The 14,716-nt window shown below is 75.0% G+C and carries 10 protein-coding genes; 1 reads left to right on the forward strand and 9 read right to left on the reverse strand.

All coding sequences use genetic code 11. From position 1 onward, the window contains the following. Positions 1 to 2 precede the first annotated feature (2 nt). The 8 genes from AB0M18_RS16370 to AB0M18_RS16405 form a co-directional block, all read right to left on the reverse strand. Positions 3 to 641 carry a hypothetical protein gene (locus AB0M18_RS16370; protein ID WP_365758344.1) on the reverse strand — a complete coding sequence of 213 codons (639 nt, stop codon included), beginning with the start codon at positions 639 to 641 and terminating at the stop codon, positions 3 to 5. Then, on the reverse strand, positions 628 to 984 hold the full coding sequence (locus tag AB0M18_RS16375) for an SseB family protein (RefSeq protein ID WP_365758742.1): 357 nt from the start codon (positions 982 to 984) through the stop codon (positions 628 to 630). Before AB0M18_RS16375 ends, AB0M18_RS16370 begins: the two co-directional genes overlap by 14 nt. A gap of 252 nt (positions 985 to 1,236) precedes the next feature. Continuing rightward, positions 1,237 to 6,003, reverse strand: coding sequence for a NaeI family type II restriction endonuclease (locus AB0M18_RS16380; protein ID WP_365758346.1), 4,767 nt, complete (start codon positions 6,001 to 6,003; stop codon positions 1,237 to 1,239). Beyond that, positions 5,996 to 6,952, reverse strand: coding sequence for a MoxR family ATPase (locus AB0M18_RS16385; RefSeq protein ID WP_365758348.1), 957 nt, complete (start codon positions 6,950 to 6,952; stop codon positions 5,996 to 5,998). The genes AB0M18_RS16380 and AB0M18_RS16385 overlap by 8 nt, the downstream gene beginning before the upstream one ends. After that, positions 6,949 to 9,210 (reverse strand): hypothetical protein, encoded by a 2,262-nt coding sequence (locus AB0M18_RS16390; RefSeq protein WP_365758350.1) that lies wholly within the window; start codon positions 9,208 to 9,210, stop codon positions 6,949 to 6,951. The genes AB0M18_RS16385 and AB0M18_RS16390 overlap by 4 nt, the downstream gene beginning before the upstream one ends. Continuing rightward, complete coding sequence (locus AB0M18_RS16395) at positions 9,207 to 10,208, reverse strand: alpha/beta hydrolase (RefSeq protein WP_365758352.1); 1,002 nt, start codon at positions 10,206 to 10,208, stop codon at positions 9,207 to 9,209. The genes AB0M18_RS16390 and AB0M18_RS16395 overlap by 4 nt, the downstream gene beginning before the upstream one ends. A gap of 130 nt (positions 10,209 to 10,338) precedes the next feature. Continuing rightward, on the reverse strand, positions 10,339 to 11,673 hold the full coding sequence (locus AB0M18_RS16400; RefSeq protein ID WP_365758354.1) for a nucleotide disphospho-sugar-binding domain-containing protein: 1,335 nt from the start codon (positions 11,671 to 11,673) through the stop codon (positions 10,339 to 10,341). Between the two features lie 118 nt (positions 11,674 to 11,791). Then, positions 11,792 to 12,394 carry a hypothetical protein gene (locus AB0M18_RS16405; RefSeq protein ID WP_365758356.1) on the reverse strand — a complete coding sequence of 201 codons (603 nt, stop codon included), beginning with the start codon at positions 12,392 to 12,394 and terminating at the stop codon, positions 11,792 to 11,794. A 47-nt stretch (positions 12,395 to 12,441) separates the two neighbouring features. On the opposite strand from AB0M18_RS16405, the gene AB0M18_RS16410 reads away from it, so the two are divergent. After that, positions 12,442 to 13,575 (forward strand): winged helix DNA-binding domain-containing protein, encoded by a 1,134-nt coding sequence (locus tag AB0M18_RS16410; RefSeq protein ID WP_365758358.1) that lies wholly within the window; start codon positions 12,442 to 12,444, stop codon positions 13,573 to 13,575. Between the two features lie 122 nt (positions 13,576 to 13,697). Here the strand turns inward: AB0M18_RS16410 and opcA are convergent, their stop codons facing one another. Then, positions 13,698 to 14,609, reverse strand: a complete 912-nt coding sequence (gene opcA / locus AB0M18_RS16415) for a glucose-6-phosphate dehydrogenase assembly protein OpcA (protein ID WP_365758360.1) — start codon at positions 14,607 to 14,609, stop codon at positions 13,698 to 13,700. Between the last annotated feature and the right edge of the window lie 107 nt (positions 14,610 to 14,716).

Genomic DNA, 14,716 nt, shown 5'->3' on the forward strand with positions numbered 1-14,716 from the left:
TCCTACTGGCCCTGTTGCTTCGCCCGTTCCTCCGGCGAAGGGCCGAAGGTGTCGTCGAGCGCCTGGTTCCACTCGTTCTCGTCCACGCCGAGCAGTTCGTTGAGAATGCGCGAGCGCTGCCCGCCCTGACCTTCCGTCAGGACGGTGCGCCCGGTGTCCTTCCAGGTCTGCGCCATCTCGTCGCCGGCCTTCTGGAAGGACTCGGCGCTGTAGTCCGGGTTCAGATAGTCCGGGGTGAGGATGTCGCCCCAGCCCTGCTTGACGATCTCGTCCTCGCTCGCGTGCGGACTGCCGCCCATGAGCGAGTTCGCGCCCACCTTGAGCGCGCCGGCGACGTACTGGTCGTGCTCCCACTGGGTGCCCGCCGCCAGACCGAGGCGGTTCGCCAGCTGGCTCGCGTCGCGCACCAGGGCACGCACGCCCCACTCCCAGCGCTCGCAGAAGTCCTCGAAGTCCACGGAGAGGCCGTGGTGACCGGCCTCCATCCCCGTCATGGACAGCTCGGAGAAACCCTTGCCCATGACCGAGCCGGTCGCGCCGCCCAGGTCGCCGAGCTCGTCGATCGTCGTGCCCACGCCCTTGGTGAACTTCGCGACCGACGCCTTGTCGAGATGGAGCTCGTCCCCGTCACCGCCGCTCATGGCCGTGCTCCTCCCCCGTCGTCACGCCGGTGGTGTCCGTCGTGGCCACCGCCACCTCGTCCGGGACGATGCCGGTGACCGGCGGGAAGAACATCGACCCGTCCTCGGTCGCGATGTCGACGGCCAGTCCGGCGGGTTCGCCCAGAGAAGGCACGATCTCGTCCACGATGCGGGCGCCGAGCAGCGCCGCGTAGTCCATCGGCTCGTCGCCGGGCTGGTGACGGAGGGCGAACCGGGCGAGCGCTGCCTCGTCGGTGAATCCGCAGATCCACCGCACGCCGCCCGCCCGAACCGACCAGAGTCCGCCGTCGGCCACGGGGACGAGCAGCACCGAGCGGCGCATCTCGCCGACGAGCGCGCGGGCGTCGTCGCCGCCCCTTCTGCGCTCCGCGATGCGCTCTGCGAGCACGGCACCGATCCGCTCCACGGTCCCTCCCTGTACTCCGGCCCTGTTCTCCGCCGGCCCTCTGGTGGCCTGATTGGACCGTAGAACAGGACGCGCGACAAGAGCGCGCGGTTCTGGTGAAGATCTGCCCGAGGAACGTTTGCACAGCTGAGGTGTCCGACGCCGGGGCGCGACTCCGGCGGGCGGAACTCAGCGCAGGCGCAGGCCCGGGAAGCCGGTTGGCAGAGGCGCGAGGGTGTCCTCGGCCTGGGCGACCACCCATGACGTGCCGTCGACGACGACCGCGGGACGGCCTGCGTGGCTGGGCAGCTGACGCGTGAGGGACACGCTGAGACAGCTGCCGGGCGGCGGTACGGGCAGCCGCAGGGCCTCGGCCATGGCCCGACCGCGCGGGTTTCCGGCAAGCAGCAGCACGCCCTCGTCGCGCAGCGCGCGCCCGGCGAGACGCACGACCCGCTCCAGGGCGCGGTCCCGGCCCCTGTCACGGTCCCGCTCCCGGTCCTGCGCGGCGACGAGCGGGCGAAGCGCGCTGAGGGGGACGGCACGGTGGCGGACCCGGCGGAAGACCTCGGCGACCCGGCCCACGTCGTCGGACGGGCGGAGAACGGCCTCACGGGTCCGCTCGGCCTGGGAGAGCAGCACGTTCTCGGGGAACGGCGCGTTGCGGTGGAGCCACAGGGCGGTGCTCGGATCCAGGCGTCTGTCGCGGGCCCGGAGGAGGCCGACCGACCAGCGGGCGCGCGCGTCTTCCGCGTACACGACGAGGTACGGCATGCCGACCTCGGTTCCGACCGGCGCCGACGCCTCGACCGCGCGCGGCGCGTGCGGCAGCACCCTGGTGATCAGTGATACGGATCCCTGCGGCCGCTCCCAGAGCAGCGTGGCCGGTCCGGCCGCCCGGAACGGGAACACCCCCCGGTCGAAGGCCCGGGCCAGCTCCTCCGCCACCCGCACGCGTTCGGTGTCCGTCAGCTGTTCCGGGTCGAAGCGGCCCGTGGTGCGGGGATCGAGCACGGTGTCGAGGGCGTCCCTGACCAGCCCGGACAGGGTCGTCCCGTCCGGGTCGAGCTCGTTGAACACCCGTGCCAGATCCATGAGTTGGGCATCGAACGCGGAGAGGTCCACACGCGGCGTGAGGATCACGCACACCACGTCGCCGGAGGCACTGCGCACCTCGCGCGGGCTGTAGGCCCTCGCCAGGTCGCCTTCCCCGTCCGCGGCCTCGCGGGACAGGATGTCGTACGCCTCCGGAGACACGCACAGCACCACGTCGTCCGGGTAGTTGGCGCGGACCCGCCCGAACTCGGCGGAGCGCAGCATCGTACGGGTGTACTCGACGCCCACGTCGTCCCCCGGGTCGCCGAACACCGGCCCCTTGTGGACCGCGAGGCGTACGGCGGCGGGGTTGGACGGGAGCACAAGATGCTCGGCGAGGGCGAGGAGGAGACGGGCGAGGGGGGTGGCGCCGTCGACGATCAGGACGAGGTCGTCGTCGAGGGTGTAGGCCTGGGCGCCGAGCGGACCGAGGAAGGAGAGGTCGGCGAGCAGGGCGCGGACGGTGGGGGCGAGCAGACGGGTGGGGGTGGCGGCGCGCAGCGCGATGACGATCGGCTCGCGCGGCGGGGCGCCCGCCTCTCGGCGCAGGCGGAGGGCGGCCTCGCGGGTGGCCGTGTCGTCGGGTCCGTCGGCGCCGTCGAGCAGCACCAGGGCCTGGTCGACCGCCGCCTCGACCTCGGCGGGGCGGCCGAGGCGCAGTTGGGTGTCGGCGATCCGGACGAGGACCTGGGCCTCCTCGGCGCGGTGTCCGCGGTCCTGGAGCCGCCTGATCAACTTCCACTGGACCGCGAGGCGTTCGTGGTCCTCGCCCGTCAGGGCCAGGGCCTGTTCGAGGCAGCGGAGGGAGTCGAGGAGCTCCGCGGAGGTGGTCCGCTCGAAGCGGGCCAGTGCGGCCCTGGCCTTGGTCGGCGCGTCGTGGGCGCGGTTCGGCCGGATGGCGAGGGCGAGTTGGGCCTGGAGGAGTGCGGCATGGCCGTAGGTCTCGGCGTCGGCCCGGAGCACGGTGGAACTGACCTGGTGCAGCGTGTCCCATGCCTCCTCGTGCAGTCCGACCCGGTAGAGGGAGCTCGCGAGAGCGAGCAGGGCGCGGGCGGTGGCCGGGCCCGGGCGGTCGCCGTCGACATGGCGCAGGGCGGCATGGGCGAAGCGGACGCGGTAGACGGGCGTGGAGCCCACGTCCTGGAGCAGGAGCAAGGTGTCGGGGTCGACGGCCGGGGACAGGAGGGCGTTGGGCACCCAGACCTCGCGGTGGGGGGCGGCCAGGGGCTCGATGCCGAGGAGTTCCGGGAGGATGCTGTCAGGGTGGTGTTCGCGATAGAGCCCTGCGGCGGCACGGCGGTGGAACTCACGGATGCGGGCCCGGGACAACTCGCGCCGCTCGTCGTATCCCGCTATCCGTGCGATCTCCTCGTACACGACGGAGGGGAAGACATAGCGTCCCCGCCAGGCGGGTTCGAGCAGTCCCTCGGCCACGAGACCGTCGAGGTGCTGGGTGATCCGGTCGGGGCCGGTGTCCAGGACGGCGGCGGCCTCCTCGGCCGTGAACTCGTCGGCCGTGATCTCCGCGAGGCGCACGAGGACGCGGCTGCTGACCGAATCGTCGAGGGCGTTGCGGACGGCGATCTCGGGGGCGACGGCCGTGCCGTCGGCCATGGCGTCGGCAAGCAGATGGCGGGCGTGCAAGACGACGTCGTCCTCGGAGGAGCGGAGCGCCGCCCCCATCACGCGGAGACTGAGCGGCCACCAGTCACCTTCCGTAACTGGCCCATCCCCAAGCAGCCGGCTCGCGTCCTCGCCCGTCAGTGGCGACAGGTCGGCCATCATCCGGTAGGACGCGCTCGGGGCGAGCCGTCGTCGGCTCGTCGCCAGGACGGCGCAGCCTTTCGGCAGTTCGGCCGCGAGCAGGGCGGCGAGGTCGTCGCCGCCCACGTCATCCAGGAGCAGGAGTACGCGACGCCCCCGCAGCAGGGCGCGGACGGCGTCAACACCCTCCCTGAGGGTCGCGATCGAGCCCTCCCCCGCCTCGCCGCCCATGTCGGCGAGCAGCCCGAGCAGGGCCGCCAGCGGATCCACTGGGCGGCGGCCGGAGGCCCGTAGCGGCGCGAAGAACACGCCGTCAGGGAAGTCGGCGGCCGCACGGTGGGCCAGCGCCAGGGCCAGCGCCGTCCGTCCGGCGCCGGGAGCGGCCTCCTGCGCGGTGATCCATACGGCCTGGTGTAGGGGGTTGCTCCCGAGACTCCGGGCCATCTCCTCCACGGCCTTGTCGTACTTCACGTACGGCTCCGGCGCAGGCGGCAGGTCCACCACGACCGCGCCCTCGGCGCTCCCGGCCGCCTCCGGCTCCGCCAGCCCCAGCAGCTCCAGCGTCCGGCGCGACGCCCGCGCGAACGCGGCCCGCTCCGCCGCGAGCGACTGCACGCCCTCGCCGCCCTGAGCGACCGAGGGCAGCCTCGTACGTCCGGTCCCCCGGTTCGCGAGGTGCTGGTCGAGGGCCTGGTGGAGGGCCCAGACCTCGTGGGTGGGGAGCTGTTCGCGCAGGACGTCCTGGGCCTCGGGCCGGAGGACGAGTTCGACGACTCCGCCCTCGTCGACGACGTCGAAGACACCGCTGGTGACGACCTCGGCCACATCCCCGAGCGCCGCGTCCGGCACCAGCCGCGCGCGCACGAGGTGCAGCAGGCGGAGGCTGAACCGGTCGAACGGGGAGCAGAGAACGGCCAACCGGGCGGCGCGGGGGGAGGCGGTGCGGAGGAAGCGGCGGGCGCGTTCGGCGGGTGGGAGCGGGGTCGCCGGGGGCCGGGGCGGGCCGAGGGCGGTGGGGCGGCCGGTCGGAGGGACGAGAACGGCGGTGCAGCCGTCCGGGTCGGCGCGCATGAGGGTGTGGGACCAGCGGCCGAGGGAGTGCGGGGTGAGGGAGAGGACGGGAACGGGCAGCCACGCGCCGTCCTCGTCGGCGGCGCCGCCGGGGACGAGGACGGGTGGCTCGACGGGAACGCGACTGCGGTGGCTGCCGGGGGTGGCGGGGGTGAAGCGGGTGGTGGGGAGGTTGAGGCCGCCGCGCCGCCAGAGTTTGGTGGGGAGCGGGTTGAGCAGTGCGGTGGGTTGGGCGCCGGCCCAGTCGCGCAGGAGGTGCCAGATCCCGGGGCGGCGCCAGGCCTCGGCCATGCAGTCGGAGACGACCACGACCAGGCGGCGGCCGTCGGCGGCGCGCAGCGGACCGGGGGCGCGGGGCGCGCCGTCCTCGTCGAAGGTGAGGTCGGTGACCTGGAGGGTGCGGAAGGCGCCGAGGCGGTCGAGCACGGCGGTGAACTCGGCGACGGTCTCGGTCCAGACCCGCATGCCGGGCGAGCGGTCGACGACGAGGACGAGGTCGAACCAGCGCTCGGGCGCGGCTTTCAGCACCGGGATCAGCTCGCCGCTGCGGGCGTAGCCGTCGACGGTGGCGTCGATGTCCAGGGCGCTGCCACGCCCTTCGGGCCAGCGCCGTTTCCAGGGGCGCAGGGCGCGGGTGAGTTCCAGGGCGCGGGGCAGGCCGCCGGAGTGGGGTGCGGCGACGGCCTGCCCGCGGACGGGGGTGGCGCTGCCGGGGAGCCGTTCGTGCAGGCGCCGGGTGCCGGCCTCGTCGGAGGCGGTGCGGGGCGGCGGGGTGGTGCCGCCGGGTCGGCCGGGGGTGCGGCCGGGGTCGGCGGCGGGCGGTACGGGACGCTGCCGCGCGGCCCGGCCCGTACGCCCGGCTTCGTCGTCCGTGGACGGATCGCGTACGGGCCGGGGGCCGGCGCCCTCGTCCTCGGTGGCCGCCCGGTGGGCGGCCAGCCACAGCGCTTCCGCCAGCGCGGTGCCGTCCAGTTCGGGGGTGGCGGTGCGCAGGGCGGCGAGCAGCCGGGGCAGTGGGTCAGGCATGGGAGAGCTCGCGCAGGATGAGGTCCTCGACGGCCTGGCGGCGGGCCTCGTCGGGGGCGTCGGTGCCGGCGAGGAGGTGGACGGCGTTGAGGAGCTGGTCGACGGCGAGGCTCTCGCCGGCGCCTAGCCGTTCGAGGAAGGCGGCGACGAGCCGGCCGGCCTCGTCGGTTCCGGCCCGCTCGCCGCCCATGTGGGCCTCGACGATGCGCAGCAGGGTCTCAGGAGTGGGCAGGGGCATGGTGTAGCGGATGCAGCGGCGCAGGAAGGCGGCGGGGAAGTCGCGTTCGCCGTTGCTGGTCATGACGATGAAGGGGAATTCGGTGCACTGGACCCGGCCGCGCCGGACCTCGTGGTGGGCATCGCCCTGCCATTCGCGTACGGCGACGACGTCGGTGCCGTAGCGGGCGAGTTCGGGGATCTCGAACTCGCCGCGTTCCAGGACGTCGAGGAGGTCGCTGGGCAGGTCGAGGTCGCTCTTGTCGATCTCGTCGATGAGGAGGGCGCGGGGCCGCTCGGCGGGGAGCAGGGCGGTGCCGAGCGGGCCCATGCGCAGGAAGGGGGCGATGTCGTCGCCGCCCGGGGCCGCGCCGTCGGGGCTCTGGAGGCGCTGGGCGTGGATGCGGCCGAGGGCGTCGTAGCGGTAGAGGGCGTCGGCGAGGCCGCTGCGGGAGGTGATGTGCCAGCGCAGGACGGTGCCGAGGTCGAGCTCGGCGGCGACCTGCTCGATCACGGTGGACTTGCCGGAGCCGGCGGGTCCGGTGACGAGCAGCGGGCGGCGCAGCGCGAGCGCGGCGTTGACGGCCTCGACGAGGCCAGCGGGCGGCACGAACTGGCGGTGCAGGGAACGGCGCGGGAACTCCCGCCAGGGCGGGGCGGGCGGCAGGGCGACCCGGTCCTCGGCGCTCGCGGGCGGGGTGCCGTGGCCCGCGTAGAAGGGCTGCCAGGTCATGCGTGTTCCTCCCGGTCCGTCGGGTGTCGCGGCCCCGGCGGGGCCGCCGCGGTCCGACCCCAGTCGTGATCGTCGTGCGGGTCACTGGTGTAGGCGTACTGCTCGAACCAGTCGCAGAAGTCGAGCCATTCGGCGCCGTCCCAGACGGTGCGCAGGCCGGCGAGGTGGTGCAGGGCGCCGGGGCCGTCGGGCGCGGGCGGCGGCCTGTCCGCGCCGCTCGTACGGGCGCTCCACTTCTCGCGGTAGGCGTGGCTGAAGGCGCCGGGCAGCTGGTGCCAGTGGGCGTCGACGGAGCGGCGTACGGCGGCGGGTGCCGGCGGGGCCTCGGGGTCCTCGTCGGGCCACAGCAGGATCGGCGAGGAGGCGAGCAGCGTCTCCATCAGGCCGCTGAGCTGGGCGGGACGGTGGGCGAGGGCGACGGCGCGGGTGGGCGGGGCGTCCATGAGGCGGGCGCACAGGTCGGGGGCGCGGCGGGTGTCGCCCTCGCCGAGCCATTCGACGCGGTGGCCGTCGGGGCTCTCGTCGAGGGTCTTGAGGATGCCCCGGGCGTGGTCGTTGATCCAGAACAGGTGGTCGGGTGGCTGGATCCGCTCGCTCCAGCGCAGTACGACCTCGTAGAGGGTGCCGAGGCGGCGGCCGATCTCGGCCTCCTCGGGCCGCCAGGTGGCGAGCAGTGGTGCGGGGGCGGCGATCTCGACGCGGCGCAGCGGCGCTTCGAGCCGCCGGGCGTGCTTGCCGGCCCAGCGCAGGGCGCCGAAGAGGGCGCGTTCGGTGCCGGTGCGGTCCTGGTCGGTGCAGGGGAACTCCTCGCGGTGGCGGACGGTTCCGCCGTCGAGGAGCCAGGCCTCCAGGGTCTCCGGCCATTCGTCGCCGATGGCGGAGTGCAGGCTGACGACGAGCCGGAGGCGCAGTTCGGCGGTGTCCTCGGCGAGCCGGGCGAAGGCGTCGTTGAGGTCGATGACGGCGCCGGTGTCCCTGGCCCAGGCGCGCAGGGCCGGGTCCTGCGGGTCGACGCCGGTGGCGCGGGCGAGCCGGGCGAGGAATCCGGCGAGGGGCGCGGTGCGGCTCCGGCCGGCGCGCGGGGCGCGCAGCAGGAGGTGTTCGACGGCGTCACGGAGGAATTCGGTGCCCGTGGAGTCCGGCAGGGGCTCGGCGACCGCGGGCGCGGGCGTGGGTCCGGTGCCGAGGGCGCTGCCGGTACCGGGGCCGGAGCCGGCCTCGACGGCGGCGAGGGTACGGCGCAGGAGCACGGTGGTCAGGTCGGTGCCGGGCCAGGCCTCCAGGAGGGCGAGGGTGCGGCCGGCGTTCCGCAGGGCGTCGAGGACACCGGTGGCCCACTGGCGTGCGGCCCCGGCGAGTTCCGGCAGCCGGTCCCGCAGGGCCGCCAGGTCGCGCGGGTGGCGCACCGTGTCGGCCAGGTCGACGGGAGCGCCGCACCTCTCCCCCGTACCGCCGCCGCTTCCCTGCCGCTTCAACGAGCCCAGCGCCTGGGCGAGTTCGGCGCGGGCGAGCGGACCGAACGGGGAGCCGCCGTGGACGGCGTGCCGGGCGTTGCGGGCGAGCCACAGCGGGGTGGTGGCGAAGGCGGCGCCGTCGTAGTCGGCCGAGTGGACGTTCTGGCCGAGCGCGCCGCCGTCCTGGCGGACGGCCCGGACGACGGCCCCGCCGGTCAGGGTCTCGCCGGCGTCCGCGATCCCTTCCTTCAGCACCTTGACGACGGTGCTGCTGAAGCGGAGCGCGTACGCCTCCTCGTCGGCTCCGGCGGCCATGAGGAGGGAGAGGCGGGTGTCGCCGCGGCGGATGCCGTGGGCGAGCGAGGGCAGGTCGGGCACGGCGTTGCCGGCGTGGCAGGTGTCCACGAGGACGACGAGCCCGTCGAGTCCGGTGGTGTCGAGGAGGTCGCCGAGCAGCGAGCCGACGTCGACGGCGCTGAGCGGGTCCTCGTCACGCGAGTCCTCGACCATGTAGTGGAGCCGGGTGCCGGTGGCCATGCCGTGGCCGAGGAGGGCGAGTACGAGGACGGCGCCCGCCTCGGCGGCGGCGCGGCCGGCCCGCCGTACCTCCTTCTCGACGGTCTCGCGGGTGAGCCCGGGGCCGTACAGCAGGGTCGTGCCGGCCTCCGGGGCATCGCGGCAGGCGCCCGCCCACGGGGTGACGAGGGTGTCGTGCAGGGCGCGGGCGGCGGTCTCCAGTTCGGCGAGCAGGCCGAGGCCGGGGCACTGGGCCCCGATCACCAGCAGATGGCGCGGTCCGGTCATCGCTCCGCGAGGGTGGTGAGCGCTTCGACGAGGGGGCCGGCGACGGCGGGCTGCGCCAGGTACTTGGCGGCGGGGTGCACCCATGCGCCGTCGGAGTCGACCCGGTGGCTGACGGGGGCGACGGAGGCGGCGTTCGGCTTGACGAAGTCCTCCAGGCGGGGCCGGGCGGCGACGAGGTCGTCGCGGTCCCAGAAGTTGAGCCAGCGGCCGACGTTGTCGGGGGTGCCGAGGTGCGGGCGGACCCGGGGGCCGACGGCGGTGCGGACGCCGAGGGGCGAGCCGAGTGTGATGAACAGCGGTACGGCGACCGGGTGTTCGCGCACGCCGTGCTCGTGCGAGGCCTGTTCGTGCAGGGTCTCCAGGGCGACGACGGTGCCGAGGGAGTGGGCGACGACGATGTTCGGGCCGTGCGGGTCGAGGCAGTCGGCGACGCGGGCGCGCACGCGCTGGTCGAGGGTGGTGGTGCCGTCGGACTCGCCCCGGTTGAGGTAGCGGGCGACCTGGCCGAGCATGCCCGCGGTGACGCGGGCGCTGAGCCAGCCGCCGAGGGCGCGCAGTCCGGGGACGGCGAGCAGGCTGGTGACGGCGTTGACGACGCGCCGGGCGGACGCGCCCGCGCCCTGCGCCCCGGCGGGCGGGGCGAGCCGGATGCGGGCGGCACGCAGCGCGGCGGCCTCGGCGGGGGCGAGCGGGCCCGGGTCGGCGAGGCGTTCCTCGACGGCTTCGAGGAGCAGGGCGGCGAGCAGTGCGTCGTCGGGGGACTCCGCCGGGCCGGGGACGGCGGGTGCGCCGCCGCCCTGGGCTCCGGCGGTGTGGAACAGGTCGCCGTAGGAGGCGAAGCGGGCGTCGGCCGCCCAGCCGCCGGTGAGGGCGGAGACCTGCGCGGAGTGGCCGGCGGCGCGGGCGCCCGCGGCGACCGCGCGCAGCCATTCGTCCAGCTCGGCGGCGGCGTCGCGGGGCGCGCCGATGCCGTGGACGAAGACCAGGCGAGGCTTCATTGCTCCCCCGTTCGACGTGGTGTTCCGGGTGATCCTGTCCGGTGCGGCGGGCGCGGGCAAGCCGCCCGGGGGCGGACCGTACGATCTCGGCCAACTCCCCCGGCGGACTGGGCCTGGTGTGCGGGGGCTCTCAGCTGCGGTCGGGGGCGCTGACCAGCTCCTCGATCAGGCCGAGGGCGTCGTGTGCCGCGTACTCCTTGGCGAGGGCGGCGGCCCGCTCCCGGTAGGACGGTGTGCCGAGGACGGTGTCGACGGCCTCGCGCAGGACGGCGTCGGTGGGGTCGGCGGTCCGCAGGTTGACGCCGGTGCCGGTCCATTCGACGCGGGCGGCGACCTCGGGCTTGTCCTCGCTGTCGCCGGCCACGACGAGCGGGACGCCGTGGGCGAGGGCGGCCTGAGTGCCGCCGTAGCCGCCGTTGGTGACCAACAGGTCGGCGAGCGGGAGGAGTTCGGCGAAGGGAACGAAGCCGGCGACGATCGCGTTGCCGGGCACGGCTGCGGGGGCGAGGGCGGCGGCGCACCGTTCGACGGCGTCGGGGCGGCCGGTGGCGGCGACGACGAGGACGTCCTCGCGGTCGGCGAGAGCGCGCACGGTGGGGACGACGAGCCGGTTCAACTCGGTGTTGGCGAGGGTGCCCTGGGTGGTGACGACGATCCGCTTCCCGGCCGCTCGGGCCCGCACGAGGTCGGGCCACCAGGCGGGCGGGCGCTGCCCGTCGGCGGCGGGGATCGGGATCGCGCCGACGTGACGGACGCCGGCGGGCTGGTCGCTGCGCGGGTACTCGAAGCCGGGCACGGTCAGCTGCAGGAATACATCGGCCGAGTCGGTCAGCGTCCGCCCGAGCGGCCCTTCGGGCAGCGGCGCCCCGGCCGCGGTGAAGCAGGTCCGCAGATGGGTGACGAGCGGCGCCCGCTGCTCGGCCATCCGGGCGGCGATCGCCGCGTACTCGGCCCGCTGGGCGTCGTCGACGGGCGGCAGCAGCCCGAGCACGTGCGGCGCGGTGTCCCGGCTCTCCACGCCGAGCGGGGAGATGCCGACGCTGTATGTGGTGGGACGGCCGCCCGGCAGGTCGGCGCGGGAGCCGAGCGACAGCGCGACGCCGCCGAAGAAGAGGTTGTCGTAGAGGACGGCGGTGGCCGGGAACCCGGCCAGGACCTCCCGCAGGGCGCGGTACTGATGGGGCGTCGGATCGCCGAAGACATGCATGACGTCCCACATGGTCTGCGCCGGACCGGCGGGGACGTGAGCCCGCTCGGGGAACCGTGCGGAGAAGTCCCGGTCGTCGTAGTCCGCCTCGGCCGGCAACGCCCGGAACTCCGGCCCGGCGGCCCGCACTTCCTCGGCGAAGCGGGAGCCGCCGAGGAAGACGACCTCGTGGCCGGCGGCGCCGAGATGGCTCGCGATGCGGAGCAGCGGGCCGTGATGCCCGGAGACGGGTGTGGCGGCGACCAGAACCTTGGTCATGACGGCGATCCCCCTGGGTGTGTGGTGCGGCCGTGCGCCGGTGCGGCGCGCGGAGCGAGCGTACGAGCTGGTGAAACGGGCTTGCGAAGGGTTGGGCGGGCGCGGCGCGTCGGCCGCCTCAGGTACGGGACTTCCAGTGCCGCCCCCGCGCGGCGACGCGTGCTTCGAGCTGTCGGCGGTAGTGCGCGGTGCGCTCCCCGTCGAGGCCGAGGTACCGGAAGATCTCCAGGACGGTCTCGGCCTCCGGTGCGCGTCCGACGAGCCCGATCCGTACCAGCGGCCAGAAGCCTTCGACGACGGCTTCCCGGATCCGCTCCTCGATCCCGGCCGGCTCCGCCGGCACGAACTCGGAGGTGACGATGCTCCACAGGGTGCCGAGGAGTTCTTCGCGGGCGTGCGCGGAGAGCTCGCCGGGGAATCCGGGGCGTCCGAAGGGTCCGCAGCGCGCGGAGAGTGCGCAGACGATGACGCCGACGGCCGCCGGGGTGCAGGCGAAGAGTTCGTTGTCCCACTCGACATGCCCGACCAGAGAATACCCCCGCAGCTGCGCCGGCGTCTCGGCGGTGAGGATCGACTCGAAGAGCAGCGGCAGGTGGTCGGCGGTGTCGCCGCAGCCGCAGCGCAGCGCCGCCCAGTCGTGCCGGGCCAGCTCCTCCCTGACGAACTCGTCGAGCTCCACTCCGTACCCCCGTTCGTACCGCGTCCGTGCGCGTACCGGCATCCCCACCCTTTCATCCGGCGGGGCCCGCGCCGGGGAGAATGCCTGTCGTGAAGATCACCGCGAGGGAACTCAACCGGTCCACCCTGCACCGTCAACTGCTCCTGGAGCGCGCCCCGCTGGATGTCGCCGAAGGGGTGCGGCGCGTGGTGGCTCTGCAGGCGCAGCTGCCCGGGTCGCCGTATGTGGCGTTGTGGAACCGGCTCGTGGGGTTCGATCCGGCCGGACTCGACGCGGCGTTCGCGGGGCGGGAGGTGGTGAAGGCGACGTTGATGCGGATCACGCTGCACGCGGTCCACGCGGAGGACTATCCGGTCTTCCGGGAGGCGCTGCAGCCGACGCTGTACGCCGCCAAGCTCGGCAGCCGGACGGGGCTGCCGCCCGCGGAGGTGCGGGCGCTGGTGCCGGGGCTGCTCGAGTTCGCGGCCGTGCCGCGGGGCAGCGCGGAGATGCGGGGCTGGCTGGAGGAGCGGGTGGGGGCGGCGGCGCGGGACGGGGCGTGGTGGGGGCTGAAGGGATACGCGCCGCTGCATCACCATCCGACCGGCGGCCCGTGGTCGTTCAACGACCGGCCGTCCTACGTGGCGGCCGGGAGCGGTCCGCTGCCGGAGGGCCCGGAGGGGGCGCCGGAGGCGCTGCGCCGGCTGGTGGTGCGGTATCTGGAGGGCTTCGGTCCGGCGTCGGTGGCGGACGTGGCGCAGTTCGGCATGCTCCGGCGGGCGCCGGTGCGGCGGGCGCTCGCCGAGCTGGACGGCGCGGTGGAGCGGCTCGTGGGGCCGGCCGGGGAGGAGTTGTTCGACCTGGTGGGGGCGGTGCGGCCGGACGGGGCGACGCCGGCGCCGGCGCGGCTGCTCGGGATGTGGGACAGCGTGCTCCTGGCGTACGCGGACCGGAGCCGGGTGGTGCCGCCGGAGCTGCGACGGACGGTGGTCCGGGTGAACGGGGACGTGCTGCCGACGCTGCTCGTCGACGGGCGGGTGGCGGGCGTGTGGCGGCCGGCCGAGGGCGGGATCGAGGCGACGGCCTTCGAGGAGCTGCCCGGGCGGGCGTGGGAGGAGCTGGCCGAGGAGGCGCGGTCGCTGTGCGGGCTGCTCGCCGGGCGTGATCCGGAGCTGTACGCGCGGCGGTACGGCCACTGGTGGGCGAAGCTCCCGGCCGGGCGGGTGCGGCTGCTTCCCGGGTAGGCGCCGGGCTCGACGGGCCGCGGCCCCCGCGCCACGGGGGCGTGGAGGCCCGGGTGCGGGCCGAACTCACCGAGTTCTACGGGCCGTTGATCGCCCTGCGGCGCAAGGACCGGCCCCGGCCGTCACCGGCCGTGGCGCAGGGCCGAGGCGTAGGCCTCGTCGGGGTCGAGGCGGCGGAGTTCCTCGGCGATCAGTTCGGCGGTGGTGCGGACCTTGAGGGCCATCACGCGGTTGGGCTGGCCGGGGATGGCGAGGTGGGCGACCGGGCCCTCGGGGCGGTCGATGACGATCTCGCCGTCGGGTGTGCCGAGACGGACCGCCGTGACGACGGGGCCCGCGGTGACGACCCGCTCGACAGGGACGTTCAGCCGGTCGCCGAACCAGCGGGCGAGGAGTTCGGCGCTGGGGTTCTCCGCCTCGCTCTCGACGGCGGCCGAGGTCACCGTCGTACGCGCCTGGTCGAGCGCGGCGGCGAGCAGGGAGCGCCAGGGGGTGAGGCGGGTCCAGGCGAGGTCGGTGTCGCCCGGGGCGTACGAGGCGGCGCGGGCGGCGAGCGCGCCGAGCGGGTCCTCGACGGCGTAGGTGTCGGTGACCCGGCGCTGCGCGAGCGCGCCCAGCGGGTCGAGGGAGGGGACCTCGGGGGCGTCGACCGGCCACCAGACCACGACCGGCGCGTCGGGCAGGAGCAGCGGCAGCACCACGGAGTCGGCGCGCTCGGCCACCTCGCCGTGCATCCGCAGGTGCACCGTCTCACCGGCCCCGGCGTCGGTGCCGACGCGGATCTCGGCGTCGAGCCGGGGCTCGTTGCGGGCGCGCGGGCCGCGGGTGCGCCGCTTGATGACGGCGAGGGTGCGTGAGGGGTGCTCGCGGGAGGCCTCGTTGGCGGCCTTCACGGAGTCGTAGGCGTGTTCCTCGTCGGTGACGATGACCAGGGTGAGGACCATGCCGACGGCGGGGGTGCCGACGGCGCGCCGGGCCTCCAGGATCGCCTTGTTGATCCTGCTGGCGTTGGTGTCCGTGAGATCGATCTTCATGACCGGCACCGGTCCCTTCCGTCACGTGCCCGCATGCGCGGCTCTCCCCCTGCTCTCCCCGTAGCACCGGATCGGCTCCGGATCTTCCCGGGTACGGTCCTCGGAGT

This window comes from Streptomyces sp. NPDC051909, from assembly GCF_040681095.1.
Lineage (GTDB): Bacteria > Actinomycetota > Actinomycetes > Streptomycetales > Streptomycetaceae > Streptomyces.

Bases quoted from the DNA above. Each gene is read 5' to 3' on its own strand.
- AB0M18_RS16405 (WP_365758356.1), bottom strand. From the start codon at position 12,394: ATGCCGGTACGCGCACGGACGCGGTACGAACGGGGGTACGGAGTGGAG.
- AB0M18_RS16395 (WP_365758352.1), bottom strand. From the start codon at position 10,208: ATGAAGCCTCGCCTGGTCTTCGTCCACGGCATCGGCGCGCCCCGCGAC.
- AB0M18_RS16375 (WP_365758742.1), bottom strand. From the start codon at position 984: ATGCGCCGCTCGGTGCTGCTCGTCCCCGTGGCCGACGGCGGACTCTGG.
- AB0M18_RS16370 (WP_365758344.1), bottom strand. From the start codon at position 641: ATGAGCGGCGGTGACGGGGACGAGCTCCATCTCGACAAGGCGTCGGTC.
- AB0M18_RS16400 (WP_365758354.1), bottom strand. From the start codon at position 11,673: ATGACCAAGGTTCTGGTCGCCGCCACACCCGTCTCCGGGCATCACGGC.
- AB0M18_RS16385 (WP_365758348.1), bottom strand. From the start codon at position 6,952: ATGACCTGGCAGCCCTTCTACGCGGGCCACGGCACCCCGCCCGCGAGC.
- opcA (WP_365758360.1), bottom strand. From the start codon at position 14,609: ATGAAGATCGATCTCACGGACACCAACGCCAGCAGGATCAACAAGGCG.
- AB0M18_RS16390 (WP_365758350.1), bottom strand. From the start codon at position 9,210: ATGACCGGACCGCGCCATCTGCTGGTGATCGGGGCCCAGTGCCCCGGC.
- AB0M18_RS16380 (WP_365758346.1), bottom strand. From the start codon at position 6,003: ATGCCTGACCCACTGCCCCGGCTGCTCGCCGCCCTGCGCACCGCCACC.